Here is a 26,291-nt window from a genome sequence, read left to right on the forward strand (position 1 = left end):
CCCTCCTAGGCTTTTGAAAAGTGTTGGCCTGGATGATTGTGTACAAAGCTTTTTCGTGCTTTGAGGATTGCAAATGGTGTTGTAGCCAAAGCAACCTCACCGCCAATTGCATAGAGGTGCTCCAGATTCAGAAGCGCTCGCTTTTCAGCAGCCGATACTTGATGAGTGAATTGGGGAAGGCAAGCGAAGGGTTCTGAGGCGTTGGTAACAATCATCAGACGACCGGAAGCAGGATGGTGTTGGCGTTTTATGATGAGTTCGACTAGCTCATCAACCAGTTCCGGGGCGAATTGGCCAGTAAGTACTATGGCTTTGCCTTCTTCCAGTGCTTTGATGAGGGGGCTGTTTCGTTGGGTGAATACAAAGCGCATGGATTCTTGATTAAATTCACCGTTTAGCGAGTCAAGCAAGTCGCTGGCTAAGTATTCGGAACAATCTATCACCGTCCATTGGCCAGGTTCTTTTTGCGTGACGCAGGCGATGGTGGCATCAGGATCAGTGCTGATGATTACGCTCGTTGTTACAGTGGTGTCGAGCTGCCACTGAGGAAGCGGCAGGCTGGTCATGTTGCTGGTGGCCGATGATGAAGACGATGAAGCAGCAGCGTGCCCGTATTGAGTCAAAAACTCAGGAATCAGCGAAGAGTGGGGAAAATGCAGATGCAATCTGATTTGATATTTTTGAGCGGCAGACAAGCACTCGGCCCAAGCGTCTTCGGAGAGGTTGCGAGTTATGTTCAAGTGAACATCGTTGTTTTGATGCTCCTGGAGCAGGCCGGGTAAGGTATGCAGTTTCGTTTTATGGCATTTAAAACGACGAAACAACTCGGATACTTTGGTCGGGTTGCAAACGATACCGCTCTCCTCGAAGCGGGTGTCGCAGCGAACCCCCTCAATGAGAGCGGACCAGTTATAGCCTTTTTGCAGATGAATACGGGTAGATGGGGAAATTTCCAGCATTCCCGGAGGGTAATGGATATAGCCCTGAACCAGAGCCTGTCGCCAAAAAACCTGAAAATCTGGAACGTTAACTGGTGCGTTTTCAAGAATGATGGGTTTACCGGATGCTAAAGCAGCACCTAAAACTCCTTCTTCAAAAAACAGCTTATTCCCTTGCAACCGCCATACACCCAGCAGGCGCTCTTTCCAATCTGCAGCGTGAAAGAGATTAATGCGTGTTGTTTCTGTCTCTGCGGACAAGGATGTTGCATCAGCAAAAGGGATTATACAGGCCTGCTCAAGCTCTTGGCTGTGTACAGGGCAGGATTCAACGGCACCGCCAAAACGAGAATAAAAATCTGAACCCGTATAGCGGTCAGGTTTTTGAGTATTGATAAGTCCTATAATTTTGGCAGCTTTGGGAACCGCTATACCGTCAGCGAAGCGCTCAGGATCCAGGAGTGCATTAAACTGCACCATGTCATCGGCTGCAAAGGTGCTGTAATTGACGATTAGTATTGGCGGATTAGCCACATCGCAAGGCCTTTGCAGGAACTCATACAATGCACCGCTCGGACCTTTGCACGGCTCGCCCGTTTTACCATCTGCCTTGAGGCATACTGTGGAAGCCTGGCATACCAAATCTTGTGGTGAGTGGATGTAAAATACTGGGCGACTGATGTTTTGGCAGTGGATTTGCAGTTGATTACTTAATCCTGTTAGCGCTTTGTCTGATGGCAACTCAATCAGGGATTGTTTAGGGGCATGGGGATATACTTTTTGCTGACAATATTCCAACAAACTGCATTGTTTAGGCGTATTTCCTATCCAGGTGGCCAGCAGAGTTTCGTAGTGGGAAGGATGGAATTGTGACGGTTTTTCGTGACTTATTTGCCCGTGTTCATCAAGACGCACTTCATTTACCGTTGTTTGCAGTGTTGGCGTTGACTCGGGATGTTGCTGGATTGCAGCGCCTTGTTCTTGGGAATCTGTAGTTTGAGGCTGTGCGGCAGATTGTGGATGTTGCAGTGCTTCAATACACAGATTCATTGGATAACCGCCAAAGTCCAATTTTAGCCAATAGTCTTCAATGCATACTTCTGCAAAGGCATGCACTTGATTGCGGATAATTCGTACGGGAAGATCTGGAGCGAGTTCGGCCATGGTCGCTTTAAAGGCAATCGCACGGTGACGGCAGGCTCCTTTTCTTTGTGTGCAAATGGCATTGAGATAATCTTTGCCGTTTAAATGCGTTCCCGTGAGTTCGAGCTTACCTCGTCCGTAGCTCTTTATTTTTTGGTGCAGATGATCAATTGCCTCTGGCAAGGCGGGCACAGTATGCGGCTTTGCATGCTCCAGGACAAAATGTATGTTTATGTTTTGTGATGCTTCTGGGGTGCGGATGAAATAAAGATTTTCATCACTGGAATATTTGATTTCAATGCATGCATCAACAGGTTCTGTATAAACAGCCGTAAGTTTTTCAGCAGGATTAAGGGAGGCAAGCGGCTGCCAGTCTGAGTCAAGTGTCAATTTTTGAATGCCAAGAATGGCTGTTGGCGTTTTTATAGATGGAGTGTTTGCAGGGGATACGGGCAGGCGAGAATAGTCAATTGTTTCAAGCACTCCCTTATTATTCACCCAGAAAAATGCTTCTTTCAAACTACAGGGGGTATCATTTACCCGCAATTCGTCAAATACAGCAAGACGGTAACTGCTTACCTCAGGTTCTTTTGTACCCTCGGTTAGCGCATAAAAAATTTTTTGCGCATGAAGCGTTATTTCTGTTTCTGACGTATCTGCGTCAATAGTTTCGATTGCAGACGTAATAGGCTGAGAAGGTTGAGAGGAATGGGCAGTATGTGACAGTGGATGCAGATCAGTTAAATCATCAGGATCATCAGACCAGTCGTCTGAATAATCATTGAAAACGAATTCATTTGCAGTTCCTGGATAGGTCACCTGAATTTTGTCTAATAGCGCTTTGAGCGTTGGAGGGAGGGTCTCTTTGGTAAATTGACTGGCGTAACCCAGATCCAGGGATCTGATATTAGGCGCTTTGTTTAGAATATTTTCCAAGCTCTTCGGTGTTATCTTGCTGTTATGCAGAATAAGTGTTTCAAGCATGGGCAGGTTACCGCAAGTGAACTCGCTATTAATGTGATTACAGCCCCCCAGTCTGAGTGTTTGTAATTTAGGTGTATTACTTAATAGTAAAGCCAGGCTCTCACTGGTTATTGTGCTACTGCTAAGATCCAGTGTGATGAGTTCACTTAAGTCTTTGCAGGTAATCTTTTCAATAATATTATAACACCCGGTGAGGTCGAGAATTTGTAAATTTGGGGTTTTATTAAGCACATTTGACAGGCTTGAGCTATTGATTCCACTGCGGGAAAGCACCAGTTTTTCGAGATAGATAAGATTGTCACAGGTAATATCTCCAGCGATTTTTTGGCAGTGGGAGAGGTCCATTGTTTTTACACGGGGGATACAACTGATAAGGTTAACAAGAGTTTTAGTGGTAATATTACTGCCATGCAAATTAATTTCTTCAAGCTCATAAATTGTGTTGAAGGTTTGTTCTGCATAAATCTGTTTACAATGGGACAGATCTAGCGTTCTTAATCGTGGTGCATTATCCAGCATAATGGCGACATTATTAATAGATATGTTGCTGCCTCTCAGGTTGATTTTTTCAAGTTCGGGAAGAGTGCCGCAGGTTATTTTTCCATTAATCCTTTTGCAGTTAGCGAGATTCAGTGCTCTTAAGCTTGGTGCTTCATGAAGTAGGGCAGAGAGGCAATAGCATGTAATGTCTTTTTGGGAAAGATCAAGCTCTTGCAGTGCGCTAAGAAAAACCGGACTATATAAATCATTTTTAATACCAACAAACGTAAGTGATTCAAGGCTTGTTGCTTTTCGTATCAAGATAAACAAGTCCTCTGCGTTTATTGGTTGCCCATAAATATTAAGGTGTTTCAGGGTATTCAGTCTTGTTGGGTTGTTTATTTTGGATTCAATAAGTAGATTGAGGGTGTTTAATTTGGGGGTTGATTTGGACAAGGCAGCAAGGTTTACTTTAGAGTCTATGGAAAGAAGCTCTAATTGGGCGAAAATGGAGTAATCCAGCTGGTTCCAGTCTATATTTTTGCATTGCTCAAGTGCAAGATGCTTGAGTTTGGGTGATTTACTGATTATGGCGGATAAAGTATGGTCATCGATGTCTGAGCCTGCAAGATTGAGTGTTTCCAGTTGAGCCAGCTCGGGTATTGATTGCAGGCATGTTGTGTTTTGCGCTTTTTCAAGGCTGAGGCACTTAAGGGAAGTAAAGTGCTGCAATAAACCGATGAAGTCATCAGGAATGCTTAACTCTTCATTACAATGATGAACGATTAGTGACTCAACAGCAGCAAAATGACTGCTGTCCAGTACAGCTCCACGACGTTGGAGTGATTGGAGGCGCACCAGATCTAAAAGATCGCCAGGTGATAGATTGACTTCTTGATAATGCCATCTAATGGGGATTCCATGTAACGCATCACTCAGTTCCCTGGCCATGCGAACATCATCAGGGAATATCCTGCACCGAATAAAGGCAAAAGATTTCTGGTGATAGTTCAAATAAGCCAAAAGACTCTCGCAGTCATCACGGTTCAGGTTATGCCACCAATATCCGGTTTCAAGTGATTTTTTATCCGGCTCTGCCCCATCAAGAAGTACGTTAAGTTCATGGTAGTCAATGATATGAAGAGTATCCTGAGCTATTCTTTGCCTTGCGGCGGCGAGGATAACTTCATCCTCGGTGTAGGGTATACCATTATTTTTAAGTAAAAGAACAAGTGCCTCGCCGCTGTCTACCTGAATAAGTTTATCCCCTTGCGGGGTATAAACCGGATAACCTTCTTGTAATAGGGTATTGGCAAACTGCGTGACTTGAACTGTTCTTTTGCTATCCCAAACTCTGGCCGAAAAGTCATGGATGACTATGTTTTGTTTTTTTTCCTCTGCTTGAGTATGGGGGCTTGTAAAGCAGGGCAGGTTGGCAATGAGCCGGTTTACGTTGAGAGAACCACGTGGAAGTCTTGACCAACTGGTCTCGCTGCTTTTTTGCTGGTATAAGTATGAGGGGTTGAATTTTTTACTGGAACTTATAGTCAGGAAGTCTTGGGCTGGTTTTGGGTAGGAACTATCGAACGTCACCATCGTAGTCAGCTCGTCATAATCTGTGTTAGCAAAATCTACAGGTAACCGGGATTTTAAAACAGCCCCTAGATAATTGACTTGCAGTCCATGAGGATTTTTATCAAATTGATGACCAAGAATTCTGTGTAACTGCCAAAGCTCATCAAATTCAGATCCTTCCAAAAAATATTCTTGCCCATCGGAAAAACAAAAGTAGATCCCCATTCTTTTTGCCTTAATTTGATTCTTATTAGCTAATTATACAGCATTTTGATTCATAAAAGTAATTCGCTACGTCATCCAGATCCCGAGCGCAGCGAGGGTGAGGATGACGAGGGGGGCGTATACAGAGCAAACGCATCTAAACGTATTATCTAAGACCAAGACGCCTACGTTCTGCGCTTTATGCGCAGAATCCAGATCTTTGCCTGCACTAAGATCGCATGGATCCTGCGCATAAAGCGCAGGACGTAGACAAAAGGGTGGAGATTTATGTTCATAATTTAGATGCGTTTACCCTGGGGGCGTATAAAGAAGGTTGATTTGTTTGATGATTCAATTACTCTTTGGGGCTGTTCATAACCAGGAGTTTTTAAAAAGAATGTCTTCCCGATTGGGGTTTTCTACTTGAGTCTAATGCTGCATCTATTGCGTCTTGTTGTTGGTGATAGCTTTTTAATTGCTCTTGTGTCTCTTGAATCATCACTGCGATGCGTTCCAGGGATTGATTATTTTGGTGCACCCGCTCAGGAATTCGCTCACTTTCAGGGTATTTTTTTTTCAGTTCAGTCAAAGAGTTTAGTTCTTCTCTTATTTGCAGCCTGAGATCGTGCAGGTCTTTAAGAACTGAATTGGTCTGCCTGATTAATGATTCCCATTGATGTTTTTTAATGAGTAAATCGTCGTTTTTTGCTTGTGGCATAATCTATTCCTTGTTTTAATTTGATTAAAATAAAGTCATTTTATCAATAAACCGCTAAAATTGCATGTGGCTTAAGGTTTTTGGCCTTTAGCTTGATAATCTTGGGTCTTCTCAGTTTTTGGTTCCCTGGATTGTTTTAACTCTTTGAGTTGTTGTTTAATGTCATTTGTTTGTTCTGTTAACCGTGCTTTATCTGTTTCTTTAGCTAGTTTTTCAGCCTCAGTTTCAAGCTGTGCTAATCTGTCTTCTAATTGCTTTATTCTTTCATCGATGCGGGATGGGTCTAAAACAGGTTCTTTAAGGAGCGGTTTATCAAGGTGTTGCAGAGTGTTATCATCAGCATACATTGCTCCGGTGATGCTGTTGATGTCAAAATCCACTTGCGCAGGAACACCATTAACCCGCATGCTGACCGACAAGCTAAACCCCTTATCTGCAAAACGGCTCGTACTATTGCTATCCAGATTTATGGATATAAACTGCACTTGAGTATTATCGGGGGATCGTTCAATTATTGAGCGTTCCAAAGAGTACAATAACTCGGTGTAACTGTTATCCTGGTTGAGGTTACGAAATAATGGCGTCTTCGTTATTTTTTTGTTATCTAACAGCTCGGAGCTGCGTGTAATAGCAATTTCTCTATTGCGATAATTGATGTGTTCTGAAACCGCAGGATTAAGTTGGTGGCTATCAGTCTGGTTCATCACCTTTTTAAAATGTGTTGCAGCCGCTTGTGACGCAGCCTGATACACATGTATGGACTGTTTTGCACACAAGGCACTGTTTGTTTCGCACTGATTAAAATAGCGCACCATTTGCGTATGTGTTTGGGCGCAATGAGTCTTGAATACGCTCCAGTCAGAGTCTTTTACTCCATCAGGTGTGTGCATCCGTGCAATATTATCAAAAAATACGGATAGTTTTCTAAATTGCTCTTCCGTTGAGAAGGAGTCAAATGATTTAATTAGTTCCGCTATTCCCGCATGCTGAATGCCCAGAGTAGCCGTCTGGTCTAAAACATTTTTGATATGAACCAAATTATTTTTAGAATAATCGTCAAGCTCTTTCGGTGTCATTGCTGCCTGAACTTTAATTTCGAGTTCGTTCAGGAAGTTATAAAGACGCCCCTCTATACCGCTCTTTAGAGAACGAGATAATTCAGAGTCTTTTCTCAGCAAAGTTCTTTTTGCAGTTGCAATGGCATCAAGTACCTCTTGTGGTGATTTGCACTGATTAAGTTGATTAAGGAAGTATGTTGCTACCTCTTTACGATCAGCACTCACAAAGCTGCGTGCCCACCAATGGTCTTTGTACGCAGACAACCACTGTTCAGCACCAGCTTTTATCCCGGGTTGTCCTTCTGTTCCTTGCCACCATGTAGTAAATCCCTCTTGTTTCCATTGGGTTGTCTGGGTGGGCAGGAGCTGGCGGTTTTCTGCCATAAGCACACTCAAATACTGGGCTTTTTGTGGCTCATGATTGCCTCGGTGATGAGTTAAATGGTTAAAATGGTTCTTTTGCGCACGGGCAATAGCCTGTATTTTGTCGTCATCTTGTCCCCAGATGATGTGTCGCTGGAAGTGTCTGCATTCATTACTTAATCGTGCATAGGCTACAGGATTGCCATCACGATAGGCTTTGTATCTTAAAAAGAGCATTGCTTCCATCATGTGTTGCACATTTTCCTGAGTAGACGTGCCTGGAATGATATTAAATTTAGCACCAACTCCATCTCGGTGTGTTGGAGAGGTTAACCATTGCGATTTTTGCAGGATGTATGCATTGGTTGCTTCCTGTCTTGCCCTTTGTGTCTGGCTTTGAATTTCCGGGAATTTGGACTTGGCCATAAAATTGCTGTAAACGGTGTCTTCAGAGACATTAGGGTTAACACGAGTATGCTGTTGTTTTTGTTTCACGTAATAATGGTGAAGATGGGGTGTTCTGGCTTTTATTTTTTCGACCATCCCTGCAGAGGCAAGCGGTTGTGTTGAGGGCGGGTTGATTGATGCCAGTTTATTGTAGTCAGCCCAAGCCTTGATGTTCTGATGCAGGGGACCGTCTTCTGCAGACAGGTGGTTCCATTGTTCGCAGGCGTAGTGTGCAATGGCATCTAACTGTTTTTCCAAATCATTGGCGTATTCAGGATCGTGTTGTATTTCTTCCCAACGGTCGTCAATGCGGCTTAATACCAGATTCCACTCTCTGGTCAGGTTGTCGCGAATTGATTTTTTGGGTACGTCATCAGGAGTTGAGTTCACTGTTTGGATGAATTTAAAAAATTCCTGGTAGACTATTTCTTTCACATCATCAAAGGTTTCACGAATCAGCCGTTCTTGCTCTCGTTTTTCATTACGTATTTTGTTCAGATCGGCAATAGCCTCGTCAAGACCTTCATTTGTTTCAGGCATAGCCCGCATTTTTTGCTCGCTGTATACGTCTGAAAACTCACCACGGCGGACTATTAAGCGAGTAAAACCTGTTTGACCTGCTCGTCCTGAGCGACCAATTTTCTGGCGCTTTGAACGCTCCAGGTCTTCTGCAGAATAAGGTGCGGTGTCTACGAAGGTATCTATGGTGTATAAGCCATTGGCATGAGTAGGTTTTATGTCCGTTCCTCGGCCAAAAACTGTAGACAGGGTTATCATGCCGTTTTCGGCTGCTTTGGTTTTTACGTCATTTTCTTCCTGATTACGTGCCTCAGAAGTTGATTTTTCGCTGCTGTAAAAACTTTGTATTCCCTCTTCTCCATTAAATTTATTGGCGTATTTTCTAGGATTTTTACGTAGTTCTTGAATTAAGGCAGCACGAATGAGTTCGCCCTGATCTTTATCAACACAGTGAATCAAGACTGGGCCTGCTTTTCCTTCTTGACTGCTGATGTAATGAAGTGTTTCTTTGACAATACGGTTGATGTGATCACGACGTTCTGCATCTGGATTGGTTATCAATTTGGGGTTGGTCAGAATCGGTTTCAAATCACGTCGATTGGATGCTGCGAAGGGTGGGATGTCTATAAATCGAAAACCGTATTTTGCATATTGCTCTTCAATTTCAGTCCTTGAGCCTGCGGTACCAGTCATGCCCTGACGCTGTTGGTAACTGTTTGCCAAAATTTTGCTGTTAAGCGTGGTAATGTAAGTTTTTTCAGGCTCTACCAGAAAATCAGGCATTTCTCCTTTATCTATCTGACTGCGGTATTTTTGACGCAGACGGACGTGCAGAAATTGTTGAATGGCGTCACTAAATTCCGCCTGAATGTTAGGGCGACCGCCAGTTAAAATACAGGCTTTGGAAACAGTGCCGTATTTTTTATGATCTAAAGTGACTACTCTGAAACGGACTTGTTCCATTTCAGCCAGTTGACTGGTTTTTCCGGCAGCAACCAACCAGGTTCCCAATCGTTTGGCGTAGACTTCTGGTGATTCTTCTAACTGGCGCAGCTGATTTTTTTCTTCTTTGGTTTTGGCTGCAATTCTCAACCACATTTTGGCCTGGTTTAAAAAATCTTCATCGGACATGGGTTTGTTTTGGGTATCGACAAATTGAACCAGTGATTCGTAAATCCAGGTGTAGGGGCTTTGGTTGGGATCAGTGACAGGATCCAGGGATGTGGCATAACGGTATCGGGTGCTGTCATCCAAAGTCGAAAAATCGACTTCATCGGCAATCAAGGTGCAGTTTTCGGGAAATTGTTTGCCCAGTAATTGCATCTTGGAGCGATGCAGTGCCAATTCAGACATACTGGAATAATGAATCGCTTGCTCTTCATAGTCGTCTTTGCCGGACTGTGCGGTAATCAGCTTGCTTTTCATTCCCAGATATTCAAAAAATCCTTTGTTTTCATTTAATCCTTCCTGTGCCAGAAAAAGACTACTGGTGCACATGTCTACGGTTTTGCCTTCCATGTTTGCCATGGCCGCAGCCAGACCTGCAATTATGGATTTACCCTGTCCGGTTTGAATCTGAGCAATAAAATCCTGACCGGTTTGCATGGCGGTTAACAGGTAAAGAACCTGTGTGGGTCTTGGGAATATTCCTGTACCTCGGTACATTGCCTCACGCAAAAGAGCAATAGTTTCCAACCGTGCTTTTAGGCCGTCTTCTGGAGATAGTTGAGTATCGTGTAAGAGGTTGCGGTAGTGTTGCAGCAACCCCTGGATTTCTTCATGAGACATGTCTTTAACGGGCTTACAGGCACCGCCATCTGCAGTCCATGGTGCTGTTGGCAGATTTCTGCTGTTTCCTATGGCATTGATGTATAAAAACCAGCCTTGCAGCTCCTGACGTTGGGAGAGTAACAAGGGGCGCTCGTAGTTTAGATCCTGAAGATTATCGAGATATTGTCCCAGTTTGCCGGTAGTAAAATCTCTATCCCTGTTTTTAGTTTTTAACCAATAATTTCTGTCATAGTCTGCTTCTAAAGTCTCAAGGGTTTGAGCGTTAAATGGGTGTTCCTGATTCGTAAGGAGCCCATGTAATTCCGTTAAATCAGGGTGTTTGGGGGAGCGGTATAAAGAACAAAGGCGCTGCAGGAGTGTTGCATCAAGATGGCTTAGTGCATCTATGGTTTCACACATTAAATCGCAACGATACGCTGTGTCATTTTGCTCTGCTGCGTTTAATACGACGGTTAAGACCTGCGCCCGTTTGGCTGTTTCGACTTGCCCGGCTGCTTCTGTAACCAGGAGAAAATCTTTTTCCTTACTTTGATCTTTAAAAAAGGCGATTATCTGAGCGTTCAATGTGACGTCACCCATTTCACTCAGCATGTTAAAGGCTTCCGTTACTCTGTTTAGTGATTTTGTGTCTATGCGGTCACTGGCCGACAGCATTTTCAAGCGACCAAAAAATAAATCGCTATCCATTGTTTTGAACTCAAGCACGTTATTAATAAATGCTGCCACAGTGCGGGGATCATCGGCAGTTTCACAATAACGCAGGGCTAATTCACACAGCAGTTTTTTTTCAGAGCTGGTTAAATGGGCTGTTTGCTCTGGATCCAATACCTCTGTTGCTATGAGTTTTAATGCCGCAAATGTGTGTTCTTTAACTTCTTTGGGCGTGAGGAATTGGTGCAGTAAATCAGATGGAAATGGTTCGGTTTTGTTAAAATTAGTTGCTAGTGCCCCCACAATATCGGCAACTAAAGGCAAGGGCATGGCGCTAAGTTGTGAGTTTTTATCAGCAGTATCAAGAGCATCAAGAACAGCAGAACACTGTGCTGGCCAGTTTTTATTAATGTCTCGTAAGGTATTCAGTAATTCGTTCATGGCTTGTAGCTCCTTGCCAAAGGAGTTACAAAAAACGGTGAAACTCATATCATTTTTTATGGCATGATTCATTTTTTCATTAAGAATCTTGGCGAAGCGTTTTTTACTTGCTTCATCTTTAAGACCAACACGAGCAGGGCCGTCAAATAGGACACTGTCATACACCTTTAACATGACGTCTTTAATTTTACCCTGAACCATGCTCCCCAAAAATCCGCTTACATCGCCTAGGGTATTGAGTTTTTTTAATAAAATATGTGCGCCTTCGGGCGTTGCAAGACTGTCATAAAAGCCCTTGCCAAGATGGCTTTTGTATTGAGCTAACTCCGTTCTTATTGTACCCATATTCTTGGTAATGATGGTGTGTAAGTTGTCAGAAGATTCGGCTGGCGCAGCGGTTACCTTTGCCATTTGAATGACGCACTGTTCCGGTAATTTACCTTTTACCAGTTCCTCTAAGGAACTGTAATTAGGGGAAGGGGCCTGTTCAGCAATGTCTTTGATTATGGCTGTCAGTTCTTTTAGAGAAGGCAAATTTGCTGAGTTTTTTAAATCAATATTACCCAGCAACTCAAGTAAATTCAGGGTCGTTTGTGTTCCGTGTGCTTTCAGGCAGCGTTCAATTTCAGAATGTAATGTCTCTACAACTTGTTGAGCATTTTCTTCATTCAATTCTTCTGAACTGCAAACCGCAAGTAATTTTATTGTTGCGGCACTTAGATTACAGGATAAAGCGAATTCTCTTTGGATACTGCCCGAGGTATTCAGCTCTTGAACCTGTTCAGCACAAGCCAGAAAAATATTAGGGTTCGAGGCATTTTTGTTTTGGCTCAGGGTCATTAACGCTTCGATGAAGTGATGAGTGGCTTTAATGCCTTCCTGGTTATTCACTCCACAATAGACGTTTATTATAAACTGTACTGATTTCATGAATTGACCGGGATCATTTGTTTGCAGCGCTAATTCTGAAATACCGATAATCTCGGTTAATGTAGGATGGATAGAGTAGAATTGTAATCCAATCCAGGCGTGAAGTATTTTTGAAATATTGTTGTATTCTTCTGAGTCGGGTTCGTAAGCGTTTTTCCAATTTAAAAGATGATCGATGTTCTCGTCTGTAAAGTGTTTGCCTCGTTTTCCTGTCCCATAAACTGCTAGTAAGGTAATTAATGCATCGCTTTGAACTGTATCTGAATCGTTATTTCCTACATTGGACAGTTTGCTTTGTGCGTCAATATATCTTTTTAAGGGCGCTCTGTGATTAAAGGTTGCTATGTATCGTAAAAAGAGAGAGGTAACTTTTTCGTCCGCATCTATGACTGGATCAGTAAAATTAGGTGCAATGCTGTTTTTGTCACTTTGAAAACACAAATCTCCGGCAGCAAATCGTTTGTTTACCTGTGCTCTGTTTGCAGGATTTTTGTCTTCACTGTAACTGTCATCAAGGTTTAGCTGCATGGCAGGAGTAACGATTTTAAATCCTTCATAGCGGGAGGCATAAAAAGGTCCTAGTCCGTCAAGAGACAATCCTTGTAAGCCTTGATAAAATTGTTCTTCTACGTCCAATGCATTGGGCAGTATGGTCGATATCAGGCGATCCAAACCCACACGCATGTCAGCCACACCAGACAAGGGGCAGTATTCGGTAAGCCCTATGCTGCTATTGATTTCATTGAGTTGACCGCAAAAATAGATAAATCCTTCGGTCAGTTCTGCCAAATTTGTCCAGCGTTTTCCTGGCGTTTGCAACACAGTAAATCCATCTTCGTCAGTTGCCGGATGGTATTGTAAACTGGTGGTATGCTGTTCGGTTAGTGACTGCCACCATGCGCTTTGGGCTGAAGAAAAAGTTAATAATTTCTTCATGGCGTTGCGTGAGTTTTCGGTTGTTAATTCGTTAAGATTGCGGGATGGGTCTATAAAGCATTTTTTAAAACTTGCAAAAAAGGCGTCACCTTTCTGGGTTTTTATGTGATTTAAATCCTCTAACAGATTGGTTAGCCCTGAAACGCCCTGTTCATAAAGCACTTCACTTAATGCCTGATAAGTCGCTGGTGGACACTCTGCGCCAAAAAGAGAATCAAGTTGTTTTTTAATGGTAAGTGCTTCTTCTTTTGTGGCCATCGCAGCAATAAAGCCGTTAAAAACAGCACTACGTTGGGCATCATCGAGTATTTTTTCCTTACCGGCTGCAGTTAAACGACCTGTTTTTAAAAAGAAAAATTCATTAATGCATTCATCTAAAGTAGGTATTGGTTTTTTCATTGGTTCTATAACACTGCGGTATATACTTTGCGCCTGTTCTCGTGTCATGAACTGCAATGCATTACCTGACCATTCTTTGGGTGCCATAGGCGTACTAAAACGAACAGTAAGGGGTGATTCATTAAGATTAATTGCGGGGTTTAACGAAGTATAAGCAAGAACCAGATCGCCTTTGGGGTCTTGTTGCAGGGAAAATCCTTTAGGTAAATTGTCGGGATGCAGTCCGTACTGCACGTCTTCTAAATTATCTATCAGCATTTTAGCGGCAGATACTGTCATTTTTTTTATGCCGTATTTGAATTGATTGGCATGCAGGCCGGTAATTAAATCCCAACACTTTTCGGGTTGTAAATGGGGGTGACGCTGAGCAATAAAGAATGCCAGTTTTATTATGGTGTCTCGAGTAAGCAATTCCTCTTCCCCGGTGTAAGGAGTAAATGCTTCTTCATTCAACTCATCTTCATCGGGAAGCTCTTCGTTATCCAGCGCTGTTTGTATTTGTTGCTGAACCTGTTGCTGTTGCTGCTCTTGAATTTGCACTTCGGTGCTTAATCCTTGCAGTCCTTCTGTTTTGAAAATGGCTTTACCAATTTTACCCAACACCACAGGTTCTTGCTTTTGAGATATCGCAGCAGTGGCATCAGGGTTTTTCGGGGTAGTGAGTCCTTTACGTTTGTTAGATAAAGCCGCATGTTCCAGTTCATACAGTTTTTCTTGTAATGAAGGACTGATGCTTGCTTTGGGGCCGGTAAACGAAATAACGGTGGAATAGTTATTGTCTTTCACCAAAGCAATTAAGGCATCTACGGTTTGTTCGGGAAAATGTTCCAATGAGTCAGTGTTCAGTTCCAGTTTTTCCAGTCCTGGCGCTTGCATGGATTTGAGGACAGCAGTCAGCTCCTGGATTAACTGAGTCTGATCGACTTTGGCTAAATCAGCAATACTCAAATTAAACCGCTTAAAAGGGATAAAAGGCTCGTCAGATTGCAGGTGTTCTTTTAATGCTGTAAGAAACCCTAGGCCAGAAGTTTTCTGGAGCTCATGAGCAGGATTAGTATGGGCGGTATCAAATTCTGTAAAGGGATGATTGGCTTCTGCAAAACGATTTTGGTTTGCTGCTGCGTACTGTAACAGCTTGGTAAATCCGGTCGCACCCAGTGCAACTGTGGCATCAGCACTTTGCTTGAGGTAATGGTTATTCCACTCCAAACGTGCACCTGATGGGAAATCAGAGGGAGTAAACAGCAGGTGCTCGAATAAAGTATCCCACGGATCGCTGTCATCTGAACCAGGAATGTTAAGACTGTCCATCAGCTTGTTACGGGCGTTGATGATGTTTAAGTAGTCACCAAGAGTATCTTCATCAGAACTCAGTTGAACCTTCAATGGTACTGTATCAATTTTTTGATGCAAAAGTTCAGAATTTAGCGGTTTTGTTCCAGAAAGCTTAAGATTTATTAATTCTTCATTAGCCCGTATTTGATCAAACACGACCCGCAATATCAGCTGAGTGTCTTTTTCGTGTTCTCCGGCTTTTTCAATGAGTTCCTTTAAGTTAATTTCAAGAGGATCATCTTTCGCAGTTGCTATTTGGCTTATCACATCAAGCTTAAGTAATGAGTCAATTTTTTTATTGTCGTCGACAATTTTTTGTAATTGCTCCAATCTTTCGCTACTGAGCGTTCCTTTTTTTCGGTTCTTTTTACGTTCCGGTTCTGAATAGGAGAGAATTTGTCCTGCAACCAGTGCGGGATTAATCACAAATTCTCCGTTTTGAGTTTCCTGAAAAACGCTTTGAGGAACGTTGTGGTGAAGTGCTTTTTTCGTTTCTTCCGAGATGTGTTGATTACCCAGTAAGGAGCGTTGGATAACGTCACGCAGGCTCTTGGCATCGTGGCAATTCAAGAGCGCCTGGTATTCTTCATTGTCTTCTGTTGCGATCTCTCCTTGTGCGATAAGATCATGGACTATTCCTTTTAATGCTCTGTAGCCGCAGGTAAACCCATCCCTTTGTTCACCAGAGCCATTAACAGTAATAGTAGGATTGTCGCACTCAGGAAATGCCTGATACACTTTAAACTCGTCACCTCCAGAATATCCGCCCAGTTGCTCTCGGTAATTGAGTGCACTTTTGAGGACGCTGGTAATCTGCTTTTTGCTGCTTTCGTGTAAAAATAATTCGTCTTGATAATCTGCTGAAATCGTTACAGGATCTTGACGTGGATCGACGTTTACCATGACTCGAGTCCAGTGCATGCCCCGTGAGTCTATGCGGCTGTGACCGTCTTCTCCAAGATTAACGATTAGTGGGATAGAGTAGGGTTGTTTGGGATCATCAAGCTCATGCTTTTGTCTTGCAAAATGCAATGCAAGCCCAATATCATCCGCTTTGAAAGGAACTACATGCACATGTTGCTCTAATCCGAGTTGGCTCAACTCCCGGCGAATATCGAGGTCGGTAAGCCATTCATCTTTTTTTATTTGATCGGCAAGAAATTTTTCAAAAATACCGGGTTGCTCGCTTTTTGACGGATCAAAACGGATGTGAGCAGGGCGAGTGCTTTGCCAGTTGAGCCAATTAGTTCGGGCAGCGAGCTCATCAAATTGAATACGGTACTGGTCACCCATTTCTCCCTGTTCCCGGGTAAAACTCATGTGTTGAATAATCAACGGGTATAAAGCGGCCATGTCATTAAGACTTAATGCCAGAGTTTGATCGTTTTGCACCGCAAGTGGTTTTAAAGAAAGGTACTCACCGTGTTCCGTGTCAAAGCGTTTGAGGGCATTAACCAAGGGGGTTGCTTCTTGAATGGATAATTCAGGTGCTGTTTTGAGTAAATCGTATAATTTTTTTAATTCCAGATCAGGTGAGTTGCTGGCATCAAAAGTACCGATTGCGATTAATTCACCTTTACTTGCTAAGGATGCTGTGGATAGGGCACTGATTGTTTGCAATTCCTCAGGGGTTATTATTCCCTCTTTAATTGCTTTGGAAAGGGCCACGAAGCGGTTAATTAAAACCTGAGTGTATGTTTCTGACTGACTGTCGTCAAAGAAAGGCATAGGCATCGTGATACTCTCATTTTTAGGTTCTCTCTATGTTTAAAAATAGCATAAATATCTTATTGAATTATTAAGAAAAGAAACAAATTGTCATTATTGAAGAACATTTTAGACATTCTTTAAGCTGAAAATCAGATTTTAGCGCAACGCAAAAGAACTTTTACTTAATTCATTGGCCTTTCTTGTTTTTTTCAGTGACGTTTTTGTTTTACATGGTCAGGGGATTTGTTATCCAATAAAAACTCACATTGAGTTATTTTTGTGATTGATGTATTCTAGGTAACTATTAAAACCAGAAGTTAGAGGGGAGTTATGAGTAGATTGTTCACAACAGGTTTTTTAACCGGTTCACACAAAGCCACAGAAAATCGTTTAATGGGTGATCTGCTTTTGCCTCGTCAGCGCCGAACAGTAGGTCAAATGTTTTTTGAACCTTATGAATCAAGAGAAGAATTTGTTTATTGCGCACGCCATACGTTTATTCCCATGGCCATGATAGGTTTGTGTGTATTGGTGCCTGCTACGCTAATTGTTTACCCTGCTATGGTCATAGGCTTTTCTGCTTTATCTGCTACGGTTGGTGCTATTAGTGATCTGTGCGGAGATGATGTTAGCGGTTCATTTTTTCTAAATCTTTCCAAGACTATCATAGTCAGTCTGGGGCAGCTGATAATTGACCTGTTTTTATTACCCTTAACCGCTGTGGCTATGTTAACTCGAAGCATCTCAACAGGATTGCATATGGCAGGTATAAGCAGCGAGAGTAGTGAAGCGCTATCTCCTGGCATGTAATCCTGCATCAGGGTTGACTATTTTTTTGTAGAGAGGTAGTTGAAAAACTGGCAGATGAATGTGATTGAAGTTTACACAAAAATTATCCTGAACTTTAAAGACAGTCACAAAATTTCCCAGAATTAAGATTAGGTAGGCTGACTCACCCTACCTAATCTTATAATCCCTCTATCAAACAATATGTCGTAAAATATTCGATTAGAATTTTAGTAACTCCCCACGTCATCCCGAGCATAGCGAGGGATCTCCTTGCATTGGCACATACTAAAATAGTGTAAAAAACACTTGGAAAATTATCTGGTTATGATCAAATAGCGGCATGAAGGATTACGAACAAATCATATCAACGCTTTTGGCAAAGAGTGCTGAACTGGAAAAAGTCGCACAGCAGCAAGCTGCATGTGGCATCAACTAAAACGGCAACTTATTATCACGTATCTCCAAAACGAAAATCATTACTGGATGGACTTTCAGGCACGGTCATCCATGATCACTGGAAAAGCTATTACAATCTGGAAGGTGTTGAGTATTCCTTATGCAATCAGCATCAACTGCCTGAATTAAAAGCAATAATCGAGCATGACAAAGAACCATGGGCACAAGCTATGACTCGATTATTACGTGTTGCTCTTCGCTGTCGTCACTTTCATGAACATCATGTAATACCTGTTGCCCGCATCAAGTGGTTGACCAATATTTACAACAATATTATTCGAGATGGGCTGGTGTATCATGAAGCACTGCCGCCATTGCCATGTAAAGGCAAGCAAGATCGACAACCTCAACGCACAGGACACAATCTTTTATTGCGGTTATTTCATTACAAACAGGACGTTTTACGGGTTTTCCATGATCCGTCAGTTCCATTTACCAATAATGATACTGAGCGTGATTTGCGAATGATGAAATGCAAACAAAAAATATCTGGTGGTTTTCGAACCGATCAAGGCGCTGAACAATTTGCTCGTATATGCGGATTCATCAGCGCAATCCGCAAACAAGGACTGAGCATTATCAGTTCCATTCAGACTATTTTCTCTGGTAGTATCCCTGTGTTATCAGGAATCTGAAATAACAATACAGTCCAACTTAATAAGGAATAGTATATGCGTACGGAATCATACGTTTACCTTCTGGCCAATAAACATAATAATGTTTTGTATACGGGCGTCACCAGTGATTTGATACGCCGTGTTTATGAGCATAAGAACAAACTGGTGGCTGGATTTACCCAAAAATACAATGTGGATCGATTGGTTTATTTTGAAGTGTGTTCAGGTATCGTCATGGCTATAGAGCGAGAAAAGCAAATCAAAGGCTGGTCTCGAAAAAAGAAGCAGAATCTGATTAATTCATTAAATCCTGAGTGGGACGATTTATATAGCTCGCTATGTTAGAGAGTGTGCCAATGCAAGGAGATCCCTCGCAGCGCTCGGGATGACGTGGGGGAGTTACAAAAAGTATATATTGTTCGAAATATTATAAAAATTGCAGGTTATTGTGTTTGGTAGTAGATGAAAAATTTTGATAAAGACGAGCAGGATATGTGCCGTTGTAAACCATCAAGCATTGTAACTAAATTGCTCAATGGTACGAGGGTCGGACTCGAACCTCGTTGTAACCCTTTGATTTTATTGGCTTAGAATAATAAGAACTCGGAACTTACCCAATATCTTACCCAACGTTGGGTATGATAGCTGATTTGAATGATTACGAAAAGATACGAATTATAAATAGTTATTAATAGGGATCTTGCTAATTAATAATCAAGATCCCTGGCTTACATTACTTTGCGAATATTTAGATATCATTCTATTGATAAATTAACTCTTATATTTGAAAACCAGAGTCGTTGGGATCATCTGGATCATAACGATCGGAGTTATTTATGTCTAATACAGATGCATATATTCTTGAGTATTTCGAATTACTCGGGTTATATGTACTTTGAGGCACAAATAAATTGAGTTGATTAATACAAATATCCTGCATGGAAGATACAATAAAATTTTTCCAGCCGGGTGTCGTAAACTCAGAGTTAACTTGATATGCATGTATTTGATCATGAATACCAAAAACTCCTAAGTGGTGAGGTTGTACAACTCTTTTCTTACCATGATAAGAAAAAGAAATTGTTTTTTTGTTTTGAATTGCATCAATTAAAATATTATTCATTTATTTATCCTATATAAATTGGACGTGCTTAATTACAACGAAGTGATTGAATTTTCCTCATCAATTCTTCGCGTGTTTTATTTGACTAATATAGGAAAGATAGTTATAATCATTTTGCGTTATAATTATACAATCTAACCTTATTAAAGGAAGATTAAGTTTTCATAAGTTCTCTCCTTATCAAAAATGGTTTATTGAAGTTGTTTAAAGAAGAACTTAAGAAAACTGTCAAAATGAATAGAACAGAAGTACCGGGTATCATTTGAAAAAATGACCCGTAGTAAGTTGGATTTTTTTTATTTCCATTTGAATTATTTATAGTACAGTCCTACAGCATATAATTCTTCCTTCAACCTTCTTTAGTATACACCATGGTCAATATTTTGTCAATTATGGCCTAATTAGCTTGAAAATTGATGAAAAATCAATCTGATACGTGAAGGTTATCTACAAAGCGCTTATATAAAATTCAGCCTTACTGCTATCATCAGTGTCTTGATATGCTCATTTTTTAATAGGACAATATGTTTTTTGCATCGCTCAGGTAACATTCCTTATGGTGGATAAGTCATTAAATAGAGATGATCACTATGTTTCACGTACATATTTAAAGGAATTTATCAGCATTCCAAAACATGTTTTTGTCTATAGAAAAAAAGAAAAACTTGAAAAGAACATGCCGATAAACTCTATATGTACTGCAAAAGGTGGTGATATTTGTCATGGTCTGGAAAATATATTTGCTGTGCGTCAGGTGCTTTCCAATCTAGAACCAGCGTGGAACCTTTTTATAGAATCCGTTAAGTCCAAAAAAATTATTGCAACTAACAATTCTACCCCCAAAGAAGATGGCTTAACATTGTTGTCTCGGATTAGTTTATATATAGCATATCTGCGATGCTTGTCTCCTACTATGGTAGGTTTAGGACAAGAACAGCAGGAGCGTATTTTAAATGACTATTTATTAAAGATGTTAGCTGAATCTAATCATGTCGATTTAGATCTAACGGCAAAAAAAGCTATTTTAGATGGTAAAATTAAAGCTCGGGTTGATGATGAAGATTATTTTAAAGCAAGAAGTGCTGGATTTTTGGGGGAGTTTGGAAATTTAATATATCACCGAAATTGGGAGATATTAGTGAATAAATCCAGTACTAAATTTATCACGTCTGATACGCCTTGTATTTTGCCGGCTTTTCTTTCAGAGACTCATGTAGCACTTGAGACATTAGCGTATCGAAAACCCGATCCAATATATCTGCCATTGACGCCTGAGTACGCTTTGATAATTCGAGCAAGTTTGGGAAGAGGCTTGTCTTACATAGAGTTAACACCATCTCAAGTAAGACAATTTAATAAGGAAATTGTTAAATCAGCTTATGACATGGTCATATCTTATAAATATGACTCTGGAATATCAGTGTTGGTTAATAAATACAGGAATTACCATTCCATAGTGGATTTCAAAACGTTACAGTCCCCTCAAGGCACTGCGATTATTACGAAACAAAAAAATGTTTCAAGGGAAACAGAAGCATTTATATAATTGTAGTGGGCAAGGCTGAACACCCCAGCTATCTATTAATTTCTTTATTTGATCGTGTCCAAGCAATAATTTTATAAATCTTTGATTGTTGCTCCTCATCAAGTTGGCCAAACATTCTTATTATTTCGGCTAAACGATCATCTTCAGTATAAAAATATCCAGTGGGTACAAGAAGCACATCAGCAATACGCTTCAATGTAAGGAAATCAGGAGTATGTTTCCCTGTCTCATATTGATTCATGCGAGGACCAGCTGAAAATTCATCCATCCCTGAAGCCACTCCTAATTTTCTTTGAGATATCTTTGCGATTTTTCTGGCTTCTTTTAATCTTTTGGGTAGAGGTGAATCAACCATCTCTCTTAGCTCGATTATTTTAATAGAAATATAGATAAGAGATTCTTAGTTTTTGCCTTGACAATATAGTAAGGATTCCTTACCATTCATCACAAATGATCAAAGAAAAACCATTTTATATAAATAGTTCTATTCCACGACCTCACAAAAGAGTTCGACAAAAACAATAATAATTGGAGGCCACTATTTAATTTCTTATCCTGTTATTGAGGTAATCAATGAAATTAAAAGTATTATTATTGGGTGCGTTATTTTGTCTTATTCATCTCACACCATCACATGCCAAGCGATATAACTATCATTTGCCTCGGACACCCAAATATGGATCTAGCTATGGTAGGACTCATAGTGTCAGGCCGTATTTCAAAAAAAACGGCACTTTTGTTCAACGACATAGATCAAGTAATCCACGCTCAGGCATTCATTGTCATAACAACGTTTGCTATTAATTAGAGAATCAATGTGGCTAAAATCATTACATTTATTATTTTCAATTTTATTACAATAAACTTATATGCTTATCTGAATATACCTATGCCAGAGTCAGGGATGGATGCCTTTTCAAAAGGATTAGATTCAGGAAGTAGGTTTGGCAATAACATTACAGCGGCGCAGCAAGCACAACAATCAATAAACATGCAAAGACAAGAAGAGGCTATGCGCCAATTACAAATGGAAATTATGAGAGAACAACTTCGCCAACTTAAAAAAATAGGCACTAAAGCCAAGCAATGAAAACGATTAAAAACGACAGGCATACGACCTACGAGGAGAGTAAAAAAATGAAAATATTAAAAAAAGTGCTCATTGGAGTACTTATATCAAGTGGTCTATTTTTTTGTTTTTATCAATACATAAATACCATATCTACTTTAAAAGTGGACGTTGCTTTGTTAGAGCTTAGAAATGCCTCCTTATCCCATAAATTGGATCGGATGAACGATTCATTACAAAAGATAGGTTCTTCTTTTGCCAAGGAATTTATAGAACAAATAGTTCAGATTGAAAATATAAAAAAACAATATTCATTTATTAAAACAAATGCCGGATTTATGACTATTTTTTGTAAAGAAGAGCCAAAGAAAAGTAATTCATATGTTGGTAAGTTTTTAATCGGAAACCCAAATAATTATGTGGCAAAGGAAATCACAATATCCTTTTCTTTCCTGACAGATAAAAACTCCGAAATTGAAACAAAAAAATACTATATTACCAAAGATCTATATCCTGGTTCATGGACCGAAATAAGTGTGAGAGCTGATGAATTGAGTAGCATGAAACAAAATAAAAAGCATGAATCACCAATAATAGAACTAGCAGTCAATCAAATAGAATTTAAAGGCGAATTAGAAAAAATGGCCAAAGTTGTAGAGTTTATGAAGCTAAGAAAATCAATGTAATTGATTAAAACCTGCAACACCAATATTCACAATTATAGGAGACTACGAATGAAGAATTTAATACTAATTATATGTTGAATAACAAGCAATTTAGCTATGGCTGATGGAACTATATTTAATTCTGATGGGAATGGGGGCGCCACGATATTTAACTCGGATGGCAGCTCTTCCACAATCTATGCTGATGATTAAGATAATTCTTTAAACATCAACTTCACAGTTTTTTTAAGTTGTTTAGTTTCTTTAGTATTAAAACCTTGTTTCAATGCATTCCGAGAACCAATAGGAGCACCGCTACCTTTTGCTCCGCCATGCATTCTGCAGACCTTCTTATGAGTCACTGCTGGTGCTTGACATGCTGTTCCCCGCCTAGTTTTAGCTTGGCAACGGGGTGACTGTAAAAACGGATAGGCAGTTCCATCAGCCGCTTGTATGGGGTTAATTTTATTTTTCATTAGCTACCCCCGTATTATTTGCATTTACTTGGCCAACGATAGCCTGTGCCCCTTGATGGACATGTAAGTGCTCTACAGTAACCTTTTGCTGGCTCTGGCCTTGCAGTTTTTGTAGCAGCGTTATTTGAGAAACGAAAGCATTTGAGAGCTTGGTAACTGCATTAATATAATATTGATTCTCCTCTGGGTAGTGCATAGAACGATTTGCATACACTATTAATCTTTGCTGTAACTCATGGATATCAAGTAATTGGGTCGATAGAAGATGCTCAACCAACCCTTTTGCGCCTAGAGCATCTGTCAGGATCTTTGTTGCTTGATATAATTTATCCTCTCGTTGCTTTTTTTCATCAGCACCCATACCTGTAAAGTCCGTGCCTTTTGTCGCATAATTACCTAAAACAGCAGTGATGGCCTTTTCGTCCCGTAAAACTATAGACTCCTGAGCCCCTATTTGGAGTGACTTTCCTGTTTTAACCAGATTGCCTCGATGTTTTTTAATCGTCATAGCCCCACCTCATGATATGTGATTTGTCAGAGTTTCCCTTAACCAAATATTTGCTGCTCGCCTTCCTACGTTTTGTTTTTTATATGTTACCAGCTCTCGCTCAATTGCCTTACGCCAGCGATCAATATATTCACTTAATAAACTGGTAAGTGTTGGATTATTGATCCCGTAACAAACCGCTTTAAGCCAACGTTTGTCATCAGGTAATAAATCTATATTCAATCCAGCAGCATTAGAAAAAAAACCATTCAGCATCCCTACTGTACCATTCTTTATCAGGAAACTTTTATCATTGATTTTTACTACAAAAGTTTCCTGATTACTTGATTCTGGTTTCCTGTTAGTTTCTTTTAATGTTTCCTCGTTAAAACCAGATGTACACAGCTCTTCTTCATGATATGTGTATTTAAAGTTTCCAGCGTTGTTTCCTGATTTCCTCTGAAAGTTTCCAGTTTCCTTTCCTAAGGGTGTGAAACAGGAAACTTTAGTGTCATGGCTAACTTTAGTGTCATGACTATATTTAGATAACACTTTTTGAGCCAAGTATTGAAAGTTACCCATCTTTTTTTACTGCCCCAAGTTCTCTGGCTTTTTTGAGTAATTTACTTACTTGGCTTTTTGAAAGGTCTAGCTCTATTACAATATCTTTTTGTGAAAGCCCTTCATTTGCAAGCGCAATCACCCGTTGATAATTATTTTGATCAAGTGACTCATATTTCCAACCTTCATTCGTAAGCCAGCATCTGATAGGGTTGACACAATCACCGACCATACCTCGTGCTTTTTCAAAATGAAGTTCAAAACAAGCCCCATCAGATGGTTCGTAATCTGATGGATGCCTTAGGGCTATAACGGTATCCAAAACGTCCTCACGCTTGCTGGTTCCCCTTTGATTACCATTTTTGCCAGCATGGTGGATAAACAATACACTTTTACCTTGTTTTCTTAGAGATAATGCCCATTGTTGCAAAGGAATCCAGCTTTCAGCCTCATTCTCTTTGGCAGACCCGCCTAAGGTTGAAATATTATCCACAATAATTAAATCAGCCTCATCAGTCTTTGTACGGATTGATTCTTGCCCATCCAAGGTACTTAAATCCGGCATGAAATCACCCTGCAAATCCGGTGTAATAAAAAATGGTTCAATCATTTGCTCATTAGCAGACATTCGCTTTTCTATTTCAGCTAAGCGTTTTTGCATCGTATTTGCGGGCATCTCTCCATCAATATAGAGGACTTTAACTGACTTAGTGGCAGTGAACGACAGGAAACTTGTTCCGTATGCTAGAGCCATTGCTATTTCAAGGGCAAAAAAAGTTTTACCGACACCGCGCTTGGCGTATACCATGCATAATCCTGATCTCGGTAACCAAGGATTTAATAAATTTTCACGTGGGGGTAACTCCATGCTTAAAAGTTCACTCAGACTAACAGCCCTTACTTGAAGATCCTCTATTTCAATAGAATTTTTGAATGTATCTAAATCGGGGGTGTTCATACTTGTGGCTCCCCTGAACCAACCAAGCAAAACAAGTCATTGAAGTCGTTTAATTTTTTGCTAACACCTGATGGAAATTTTGGTTTTATGATTGTTGCATTAACTGCTCTTGCTGCTTCTCTCGCTTTAAGCAAGCCAATTGGATCAATATCGGCACCTATTACTAACTCTGATTCTGGTAAATGTTGACGAATGCTAACTGCAACTGATTTTAAATTACCAGCATTACAGGCAGCAATTACGCATGCGTCTGGGTATTTTTGGGCAAGTGCACCTGCTGTTGAGAAGCCCTCGCAAATCAATATTTTTCTGCTAGCGACTAACTGATGCTGGATAGGTATAAAATGCCCTGAAATAACGCCATTAGACAAAAACCACTTACCCCCATTTGGTGCAATATACTGTAAACTTGAGAATTCGCCGTTAAAGTTTATTACAGGGAGGACAAGATTATTTCCTCGTTGGCGTGCATAAAATGGCTTAATACATTTTCGTACCAAATAAAGGTGTTTAGGATCAGCAAAAGAACAACTATAAAAAATATGTTCTGCTAGCCTTGCTGCTTCGGCTTGTTCTCTGGCTCGGACTGCTGCATGTTGTAGTTTTGCCTCTTCGATTTGTCGCTTGTATTCTTTGTATTCCCAATTACTCATGTATTCGCGCTTTTTAGAACACCATTTATGAGTAATACCTATTTTCCAAGTGCCAAATATGCCACAGGATATATGGTTCATGAAAAGCAGATAATAGCCATTTTTAGATCCTCTCTTATCGCCTTGGACATGAAAACGGTACAACTTGCCATCGCCAATAATATGCTGAGGGGGTGTAACTCCATGTAATGGCATTGCTGCTTGGAAGTTTTGAATAATTTGATTAAAATCCATGTTTGTTACTCCTATGTAACTTTTGTCCTAAGATT

At 40.6% G+C, this 26,291-nt stretch carries 16 protein-coding genes; 6 read left to right on the forward strand and 10 right to left on the reverse strand.

The window, feature by feature from the left end:
- Positions 1–5: 5 nt before the first annotated feature.
- From Lwor_RS12540 to Lwor_RS12550, 3 genes are all read right to left on the reverse strand, one after another.
- Positions 6–5,345: a leucine-rich repeat domain-containing protein gene (locus tag Lwor_RS12540; RefSeq protein ID WP_058494217.1), complete on the reverse strand. Its 5,340-nt coding sequence runs from the start codon at positions 5,343–5,345 to the stop codon at positions 6–8.
- Between the two features lie 367 nt (positions 5,346–5,712).
- Complete coding sequence (locus Lwor_RS12545) at positions 5,713–6,042, reverse strand: hypothetical protein (protein WP_058494218.1); 330 nt, start codon at positions 6,040–6,042, stop codon at positions 5,713–5,715.
- Between the two features lie 71 nt (positions 6,043–6,113).
- Positions 6,114–16,646, reverse strand: a complete 10,533-nt coding sequence (locus tag Lwor_RS12550) for a hypothetical protein (RefSeq protein ID WP_058494219.1) — start codon at positions 16,644–16,646, stop codon at positions 6,114–6,116.
- Between the two features lie 306 nt (positions 16,647–16,952).
- Here Lwor_RS12550 and Lwor_RS12555 point away from each other — a divergent pair, with 306 nt between their 5' ends.
- The 3 genes from Lwor_RS12555 (at position 16,953) to Lwor_RS12565 (ending at position 18,829) form a co-directional block, all read left to right on the forward strand.
- Positions 16,953–17,432 (forward strand): hypothetical protein, encoded by a 480-nt coding sequence (locus tag Lwor_RS12555; protein ID WP_058494220.1) that lies wholly within the window; start codon positions 16,953–16,955, stop codon positions 17,430–17,432.
- A 362-nt stretch (positions 17,433–17,794) separates the two neighbouring features.
- Complete coding sequence (locus tag Lwor_RS12560) at positions 17,795–18,502, forward strand: IS66 family transposase (RefSeq protein WP_058494221.1); 708 nt, start codon at positions 17,795–17,797, stop codon at positions 18,500–18,502.
- 36 nt (positions 18,503–18,538) lie between these two features.
- Positions 18,539–18,829 carry a GIY-YIG nuclease family protein gene (locus Lwor_RS12565; RefSeq protein WP_058494222.1) on the forward strand — a complete coding sequence of 97 codons (291 nt, stop codon included), beginning with the start codon at positions 18,539–18,541 and terminating at the stop codon, positions 18,827–18,829.
- Between the two features lie 433 nt (positions 18,830–19,262).
- Here Lwor_RS12565 and Lwor_RS12570 read toward each other — a convergent pair whose 3' ends face one another.
- Positions 19,263–19,607, reverse strand: a complete 345-nt coding sequence (locus Lwor_RS12570; protein WP_058494223.1) for a WYL domain-containing protein — start codon at positions 19,605–19,607, stop codon at positions 19,263–19,265.
- Positions 19,608–20,163: 556 nt separating this feature from the next.
- Between Lwor_RS12570 and Lwor_RS12575 the strand changes: the two genes are divergently transcribed.
- Entirely contained in the window at positions 20,164–21,153 is a 990-nt protein-coding gene (locus Lwor_RS12575; RefSeq protein WP_058494224.1) for a DUF4238 domain-containing protein, read from the forward strand.
- Positions 21,154–21,181: 28 nt separating this feature from the next.
- Here the strand turns inward: Lwor_RS12575 and Lwor_RS12580 are convergent, their stop codons facing one another.
- Positions 21,182–21,508, reverse strand: a complete 327-nt coding sequence (locus tag Lwor_RS12580) for a helix-turn-helix domain-containing protein (protein ID WP_058494225.1) — start codon at positions 21,506–21,508, stop codon at positions 21,182–21,184.
- Positions 21,509–21,970: 462 nt separating this feature from the next.
- On the opposite strand from Lwor_RS12580, the gene Lwor_RS12585 reads away from it, so the two are divergent.
- Positions 21,971–22,243: a hypothetical protein gene (locus Lwor_RS12585; protein WP_058494226.1), complete on the forward strand. Its 273-nt coding sequence runs from the start codon at positions 21,971–21,973 to the stop codon at positions 22,241–22,243.
- Positions 22,244–22,290: 47 nt separating this feature from the next.
- Entirely contained in the window at positions 22,291–22,908 is a 618-nt protein-coding gene (locus Lwor_RS12590; RefSeq protein ID WP_147279872.1) for a hypothetical protein, read from the forward strand.
- Positions 22,909–23,096: 188 nt separating this feature from the next.
- Here the strand turns inward: Lwor_RS12590 and Lwor_RS12595 are convergent, their stop codons facing one another.
- The 5 genes from Lwor_RS12595 to Lwor_RS12615 are packed head-to-tail and all read right to left on the reverse strand — an operon-like array spanning position 23,097 to position 26,256.
- Positions 23,097–23,363, reverse strand: a complete 267-nt coding sequence (locus Lwor_RS12595) for an HGGxSTG domain-containing protein (protein WP_058494228.1) — start codon at positions 23,361–23,363, stop codon at positions 23,097–23,099.
- Entirely contained in the window at positions 23,353–23,871 is a 519-nt protein-coding gene (locus tag Lwor_RS12600) for a hypothetical protein (protein ID WP_058494229.1), read from the reverse strand. Before Lwor_RS12600 ends, Lwor_RS12595 begins: the two co-directional genes overlap by 11 nt.
- A gap of 9 nt (positions 23,872–23,880) precedes the next feature.
- The gene (locus Lwor_RS12605) at positions 23,881–24,432 is read right to left on the reverse strand and encodes a hypothetical protein (protein WP_058494230.1); all 552 of its coding nucleotides are present in this window, start codon (positions 24,430–24,432) and stop codon (positions 23,881–23,883) included.
- Complete coding sequence (locus Lwor_RS12610) at positions 24,425–25,369, reverse strand: AAA family ATPase (RefSeq protein WP_058494231.1); 945 nt, start codon at positions 25,367–25,369, stop codon at positions 24,425–24,427. The genes Lwor_RS12605 and Lwor_RS12610 overlap by 8 nt, the downstream gene beginning before the upstream one ends.
- Positions 25,366–26,256, reverse strand: coding sequence for a toprim domain-containing protein (locus Lwor_RS12615; protein WP_058494232.1), 891 nt, complete (start codon positions 26,254–26,256; stop codon positions 25,366–25,368). Before Lwor_RS12615 ends, Lwor_RS12610 begins: the two co-directional genes overlap by 4 nt.
- Positions 26,257–26,291 lie beyond the last annotated feature (35 nt).

Origin of the sequence: Legionella worsleiensis (genome assembly GCF_001467535.1) — a bacterium.
Lineage (GTDB): Bacteria > Pseudomonadota > Gammaproteobacteria > Legionellales > Legionellaceae > Legionella > Legionella worsleiensis.

Excerpts from the sequence above, each read along its gene's own strand:
- Lwor_RS12540 (WP_058494217.1), bottom strand. The coding sequence starts at position 5,345 with ATGGGGATCTACTTTTGTTTTTCCGATGGGCAAGAATATTTTTTGGAA.
- Lwor_RS12545 (WP_058494218.1), bottom strand. The coding sequence starts at position 6,042 with ATGCCACAAGCAAAAAACGACGATTTACTCATTAAAAAACATCAATGG.
- Lwor_RS12550 (WP_058494219.1), bottom strand. The coding sequence starts at position 16,646 with ATGCCTATGCCTTTCTTTGACGACAGTCAGTCAGAAACATACACTCAG.
- Lwor_RS12555 (WP_058494220.1), top strand. The coding sequence starts at position 16,953 with ATGAGTAGATTGTTCACAACAGGTTTTTTAACCGGTTCACACAAAGCC.
- Lwor_RS12565 (WP_058494222.1), top strand. The coding sequence starts at position 18,539 with ATGCGTACGGAATCATACGTTTACCTTCTGGCCAATAAACATAATAAT.
- Lwor_RS12570 (WP_058494223.1), bottom strand. The coding sequence starts at position 19,607 with ATGAATAATATTTTAATTGATGCAATTCAAAACAAAAAAACAATTTCT.
- Lwor_RS12575 (WP_058494224.1), top strand. The coding sequence starts at position 20,164 with ATGGTGGATAAGTCATTAAATAGAGATGATCACTATGTTTCACGTACA.
- Lwor_RS12580 (WP_058494225.1), bottom strand. The coding sequence starts at position 21,508 with ATGGTTGATTCACCTCTACCCAAAAGATTAAAAGAAGCCAGAAAAATC.
- Lwor_RS12590 (WP_147279872.1), top strand. The coding sequence starts at position 22,291 with ATGAAAATATTAAAAAAAGTGCTCATTGGAGTACTTATATCAAGTGGT.
- Lwor_RS12595 (WP_058494228.1), bottom strand. The coding sequence starts at position 23,363 with ATGAAAAATAAAATTAACCCCATACAAGCGGCTGATGGAACTGCCTAT.
- Lwor_RS12600 (WP_058494229.1), bottom strand. The coding sequence starts at position 23,871 with ATGACGATTAAAAAACATCGAGGCAATCTGGTTAAAACAGGAAAGTCA.
- Lwor_RS12605 (WP_058494230.1), bottom strand. The coding sequence starts at position 24,432 with ATGGGTAACTTTCAATACTTGGCTCAAAAAGTGTTATCTAAATATAGT.
- Lwor_RS12610 (WP_058494231.1), bottom strand. The coding sequence starts at position 25,369 with ATGAACACCCCCGATTTAGATACATTCAAAAATTCTATTGAAATAGAG.
- Lwor_RS12615 (WP_058494232.1), bottom strand. The coding sequence starts at position 26,256 with ATGGATTTTAATCAAATTATTCAAAACTTCCAAGCAGCAATGCCATTA.